The organism is Teichococcus aerophilus (genome assembly GCF_014490485.1).
In the GTDB taxonomy this organism is placed as follows: domain Bacteria; phylum Pseudomonadota; class Alphaproteobacteria; order Acetobacterales; family Acetobacteraceae; genus Pseudoroseomonas; species Pseudoroseomonas aerophila.
This window is the reverse complement of record NZ_JACTVA010000100.1, coordinates 1-6,069: the sequence shown is the minus strand read 5'-3', so window position 1 is coordinate 6,069 and position 6,069 is coordinate 1. Positions and strand designations below refer to the sequence as shown.

Below are 6,069 nucleotides of genomic sequence, written 5' to 3'. Positions count from 1 at the left end.
GGGCGTTGTTCGCGGGGGGCGAAGTGGCCGGGGCGCTGGTGGCGGGCGGAGTCGCGGCTGGCGGGGTGGCGGCGCGTGCCGGCGGCGTGCGCGGCTCGGGTGCCGGCCCGGCGCTGGGCAGCACGACGATGGTCACGCTGCGGGCCTCGCGGTTTTCGGTGCGGCGGCTGAAGCCGGGGTTGCGGGCTTCGGCGCGGATACGGTCCCGCTCGATGCCATGGCCGACGGCCAGCATCTCGGACACTTCGCGCGCCCGGCGGGCGGCCAGCTGGGTGGTGCTGCTCTGCCCGCCTTCGCGGGTGGAGTGGCCGAGCACGCAGATGTTGCGGGAGGGATCGGCGGCCGCCAGGGCGGCGGCGGCGGCCACGGGGGTGCGGGCGGCGGGCGCCGGGCGGGCGCTGCGGGCGGGGAAGGGAACCTCGAAGACATCGTCCTCCAGGCGCTCGGCACCGATGCATTTGAAGTCGCGCGGCTGCGCTTGGGCAGTGGCGGCGGCCAGTAGGGGCAGGGCCAGGGCCAGCGCAGCGGTGAAGGTACCGAGCAGGGGATGCATCATGTCGGGGCGAGGACTCCGGCGTCGGCCAGCTTGGCAAGCAGGCCGGTCGCGTCGATGGCGGGATGGGCGGCACGCAGTTCGGCTTCGGCGACGTCGGTGCGGGCCAGCAGCCAGCTGGCGGCCTCGGCCTCGGCGGGGACCAGGGAGAGGGTGCCGGAGGGGGCCTTCAACTGCCACTCCGCGCCCCGCCGCACCGGCTTGGCGCCGGGGGTGGCGATGCGGAAGGTCGCGCTCTCCCCCACATCCACGGCCGGGGCGCTGGAGTCGGAGAGGCCGCGCGCCGCCAGCAGGTCGTTGCCGCCACGGTTGTAGCGATAATCGGCGACGAATTTGGCCAGCACTTCCATCACCTTGGGGTCCCGCGTCAGCTCCGACAGGCGCTGCCCAAGCTGGGCGGCACGGCTGGTCAACGCGAAGCGGGCGGCGGCGGTTCCATCCTGGCGCGGCAGCGGCTGGCGGAAGGCGGTGTCGTACAGCACGCGTTCCAGCAGCATGTTCACCAGGTCCATCCCCAGCGGCGCGTGCACGCCGAAGGCGATGTGGACGGAGGCCGGCGCCTCGGCCAGCGCGTCGTGGTACCAGCCGCGCGGCAGGTAGAGCAGGTCCCCGGTCTTCACCAGGATCTTGCCGCGCAGCTTGCCCTTGGCGCGGTCGTGGTGCTCCTGCCCCAGGCCCTTGAACACCGGGTGGGCGATCGGCCATTCGGCGCGGCCTTCCCAGACGTTCCAGTACTTTTCCCCTTCCACCTGCACGGCCCAGACGTCGTGCGTGTCGAAATGGGAGTGGAAGGCCTTATGGCTCTGCCAGGAGATGTAGACATTGGCCTGCGCCTTGCCGAGCCCGGCGCCTTCCAGCGCGGCGGAGACGGCGGTGAGGCCGGGGGTCAGGCTGTCCACGTCGTTCATGACGACGCTGGCACCGCGGCTGATCCACTGGGATACCAAGCCGGCATCCGGCTGCAGGATAGGCGCGCCGTCGCGGCTGGTGTTGCGGGTGCAATATTGCTCGGCCGGCACGGCCACGCCTTCGCGCACCAGCTTCAGCGACTGGCTGGACCAGATATGCGTCTGGTCCAGCAGGCGGTTGATCTGCCGCCAGGACAGCACGGAGGCGAACTTCGCCGCGCCACCCGGGACATGGAGCGGCTGTTTGTCGTAATACTCGGCGAAGAACTGTTCCGGGGTGATCGGGGCCAGGATGTCGGCGAGTGTCATGCTCATGCCGCAGATTAGGCCTGTTGCGAGCCGTTTGAGAATGGCGCTGGCGCAGGATTTTGGTGCCTAAAAATTTTGCAGATTGAAACCATAAAAGGCACCGGCATGGGTTGAACCGCGCGCTCATGCGGCCGATCCTTGGGGGCAGCCAGAACGGTTGCGGAGAGGATAGCGTGATGCCGGACGGAAGCTCGATCGAAGGTGGCGCGCGCGCGGAACTGCTGCGGGCGGCCGTGGAAGGCCTGCGGCGGCAGGCGCCGGCGCTGCCGGAGGACGCCGCGACCCTGCTGCACCGCCTGGCTGACGCCCTGCCCACCGCCGAACTGGCCGCCGAGTCGCCCGAGCGCCTGGCCGCGGCCGCCGCCAGCCTCTACGCCCATGCCGCGACGCGCGTGCCGGGCGAGGCCAAGGTGCGCCTGCTGCCGCCCGGCCCCGGCCGGGGCAGCGTGGCGCTGGCCGAGATCGTCACCGACGACATGCCCTTCCTGGTGGAAAGCGTGCTGGCCGGGCTGACTCTGGCCGGGCGCACCGTGCGCCGGCTGCTGCACCCGGTGGTGCGGGTGAAGCGCGATGCCGCCGGCCAGTTGCTGGGCCTGGACGAGGCCGGCACCGCCGAGAGCATGATGCATGTCGAGATCGCGCCGACCCCGGTGCGACTGACCGGCGACCACCACGCGCCCGCCGAGAGCTGGGACGAGGTGGAGGTGGCGCTGCGCCAGGCGATGGCCGAGGTGCGCACCGCCGTCTCCGACTTCCCCGCCATTCTGAAGCGGCTGGAGGAAGCGGGGGCCGAGATCGCCCATGCGCCGGATGCCGCCGCCGGCCAGGCCTTCCTGCGCTGGATGGCGGATGAGAACTTCATCTGCCTCGGCCACCGCCTGCTGCGGCTGGAGCCGGCGCCGCGCATCGAGGACGGGCTGGGCCTGCTGCGCGACGAATCCCTGCCGGTGTTCGATACGCTGCGCGACCTCTCGGCCATTCCCGCCGCCGTGTTGGCGCAGTTGCAGGATGGCGTGGCGCTGACCATCGCCAAGGCCAACATGCGCGCCCGCGTCCATCGCCCGCAGCACGCCGACGTGGTGGCGACGCGGGTGTTCGGCACCGATGGCCGCGTCGTCGGCATCCGGTTGTTCCTGGGGCTGTTCGCCGCCAGCGCCTACAACCGCAACCCGCGCAGCATCCCCTGGCTGGGCGCCAAGGTGGAACGCATCCTGGAGACCGCCGGGGTGGCGCCGGAGAGCCATGACGGCCGCGCGCTGCGCAACATCCTGGACACCTGGCCGCGCGACGAGCTGTTCCAGGCCGACGAGGCCGCCATCCTGGAAGGTGCCCGCCGGGCGCTGGACCTTTCCATCCGTCCGCGCGCCGCGCTGGTGCTGCGGCGCGACCCGTTCGAGCGCTTCATCTCCGCCATCGCGTGGCTGCCGCGCGATACCTTCGATACCCGCTTGCGGGAGAGTGTCGGCGGCATCCTGGCCCGTGCCTTCCGCGGCCGGCTTTCCGCCTTCCACATCGCGCTGGGCGACGGGCCGCTGGCGCGGGTGCACTACATCATCGGCACCCGCCCGGGTGAGGTACCGGCGGTGGACGACGCGGCGCTGGAAGCCGCCGTCACCCAGGCCGCCCGTTCCTTCAACGACCGGCTGGGCGAGGCACTGACCGCCGAGCTGGGCGAGGCGCGCGCCGCCGAGACGCTGGCCCGCTGGTCGGACGCCTTCTCCGGCTTCTATGCCAACCAGACCACGACGACGACGGCGGTGGCCGACATCCAGATGGCCGAATCCGCCCTGGCCAATGGCCGCGCCGCCGCGCGGCTGGACCGGGCGCCGGGGGCGGGGGACCGCGTGCTGACCCTGCGGCTGGCACATCCGGGCGGGCCGCTGCCGCTGGCTGACGTGCTGCCGCTGTTCGAGAGCCTGGACCTGCGCGCGATCGAGGAGACCGCGCACCACTTCGCCTTGCCGAATGGCGGCCGCGTGGTGTTGCATGTCTTTGCCCTGGAAGCCGGGGCCGATATCGCCGAGCCGCGCTTCCAGGCGTTGCTCGAAGCACTTTCCGCCCTGCTGGAAGGGCGGGTGGAGGCCGATGGCTTCAACCGCCTGGTTGCCCGCGCCGGGCTGGCCTGGCGGGAGGCCTGGCTGCTGCGGGCGCTGTTCCGCTGGCTGAAGCAGGTGGGTTTTGCTTTTGCCCAGGGCAGCGTGGAGGCCGCGCTGGCCAGCGAGCCGAAGGCGGCGCGCCTGCTGGTGGACCTGTTCCAGGCCCGCTTCGACCCGGCTGCCGCGCGCAACGCGGCGGAGGAGCAGCGCATCGAGGCCGAGTGGTCGGCCCTGATGGACCAGATCGAGGACCCGGATGCCGATCGCATCCTCTCCCGCCTGCGGACGGTGCTGGACGCGGTGCTGCGCACTAACTTCCACCAGGAGAAGCCGTATCTCTCGCTGAAGATCGAGAGCGCGCTGGCGGGCGAGATGCCGGCGCCGCGCCCGTGGCGCGAAATCTTCGTCCATGCGCCGCATATGGAAGGCTGCCACTTGCGCTCCGGCGCCGTGGCGCGCGGCGGCATCCGCTGGTCCGACCGGCGGGAGGATTTCCGCACCGAGATCCTGGGCCTGATGAAGGCGCAGCGGCTGAAGAACGTCGTCATCGTGCCGACCGGCGCCAAGGGCGGCTTCGTCCTGAAGGGCAACGTGCCGCCGGCGAGTGACCGTGAGGCCTTCATGGCCACCGGCATCGCTGCCTACAAGACGCTGATCCGCGGCATGCTGGACATCACCGACAACCTGCGCGGCGCCGAGGTGATCCCGCCCGCCGACGTGGTGCGGCGGGATGGCGACGATCCCTATATCGTCGCCGCCGCCGACAAAGGCACCGCCACCTTCAGCGACATCGCCAACGGTCTGGCGCAGGAATACGGCTTCTGGCTGGACGACGCCTTCGCGAGCGGCGGCAGCCAGGGCTACGACCACAAGGCGATGGGCATCACCGCCAAGGGCGCCTGGGTGATGATCGCCCGCCACTTCGCCGAGCTGGGCCACGACATCCAGAAGGAGCCGTTCACCGTCGTCGGCGTCGGCGACATGTCGGGCGATGTGTTCGGCAACGGCCTGCTCGTCTCGAAGCAGACCAAGCTGATCGCGGCCTTCGACCACCGCCACATCTTCATCGACCCCGATCCCGACGCCGCGTCCTCCTACGAGGAGCGGGCGCGCATCTTCGCGCTGCCGCGTTCCTCCTGGGCCGACTACGACGTGCGCAAGGTCAGCGAGGGGGGCGGCGTCTATCCGCGCAACGCCCGCTTCATCCCGCTCTCGGACCGTGCGCGTGAGCTGCTGGGGATCGAGGCGCAGAAGCCGGACCCGGCGACCGTGATGCGCGCCATCCTGAAGGCGCAGGTGGACCTGCTCTATTTCGGCGGCATCGGCACCTACATCAAAGCCTCCGCCGAGACCCAGGCCGAGGCCGGGGACCGTGCCAACGATGCCATCCGCGTCGATGGCCAGGACCTGCGTGTGCGGGTGCTGGGGGAGGGCGCCAACCTTGCCATCACCCAGGCCGGGCGCATCGAGGCGGCACGGCAGGGCGTGAAGCTGAACACCGACGCGCTGGACAACTCGGCCGGTGTCTCCACCTCCGACCACGAGGTGAACATCAAGATCCTGCTGGCCGACGTGAAAGCCTCCGGCGCCATCACCATCCAGCGGCGCGACACGCTGCTGCGGGAGATGACGGACGAGGTGGCCGCCCTGGTGCTGCGGGACAATGCCGAGCAATCCCTGGCCGTCAGCCTGGAGGAAGCGGCCGGGGCCGATGCCCTGCCCGCCCACGCCGCGCTGATGACGCGGCTGGAAGCGGCCGGGCTGCTGGACCGTGCCGTGGCCGGCCTGCCGGATGCCACCGCCCTGGCCGACCGCATCGCCGGCGGCGAGGCCCTGACCCGGCCGGAGCTGGCGGCGCTGCTGCCCTTCGCGAAGCTGTGGCTGACCGACGCGATCGAGGCCAGCGACCTGCCAGACGACCCCGCCCTGCAGCCGCTGTTGCAGGACTACTTCCCGCAGCCGCTGCAGCGGGAATTCGGCGACGCCATCGCCCACCACCGACTGCGGCGGGAATTGCTGGCGACCATCCTGGCCAACCTCGTCGCCAACCGCATCGGCCCGGCAGGGCTGGCACGGCTGGCGGCGGGAACCGGCCCGGCCGAGGCCGCGCGCGCCGCCATCCTGGCCGACCGGCTGCTGGGGCTGGACCAGGCGGCGAACGCCGCCGACGCCGCGCCGGCCGCTGCCGGTCCGCGCCGGGATG

General features: G+C 71.6%; 3 protein-coding genes. 1 reads left to right on the top strand and 2 read right to left on the bottom strand.

Annotated features, from left to right (window positions below):
- A partial coding sequence (locus IBL26_RS24925) for an OmpA family protein (protein WP_187787206.1) occupies window positions 1-556 on the bottom strand: 556 nt, incomplete at its 3' end.
- The gene (locus IBL26_RS24920; protein WP_187787205.1) at window positions 553-1,776 is read right to left on the bottom strand and encodes a cupin domain-containing protein; all 1,224 of its coding nucleotides are present in this window, start codon (window positions 1,774-1,776) and stop codon (window positions 553-555) included. The genes IBL26_RS24920 and IBL26_RS24925, both read right to left, overlap by 4 nt.
- Window positions 1,777-1,946: 170 nt before the next feature.
- Between IBL26_RS24920 and IBL26_RS24915 the strand changes: the two genes are divergently transcribed.
- Window positions 1,947-6,069: NAD-glutamate dehydrogenase (locus tag IBL26_RS24915; RefSeq protein ID WP_187787204.1), on the top strand; the 4,123-nt coding region annotated here is incomplete at its 3' end.

What these genes read in the sequence shown, in the direction of transcription:
- IBL26_RS24920 (WP_187787205.1), bottom strand. Translation starts at nt 1,776, where the DNA reads ATGAGCATGACACTCGCCGACATCCTGGCCCCGATCACCCCGGAACAG.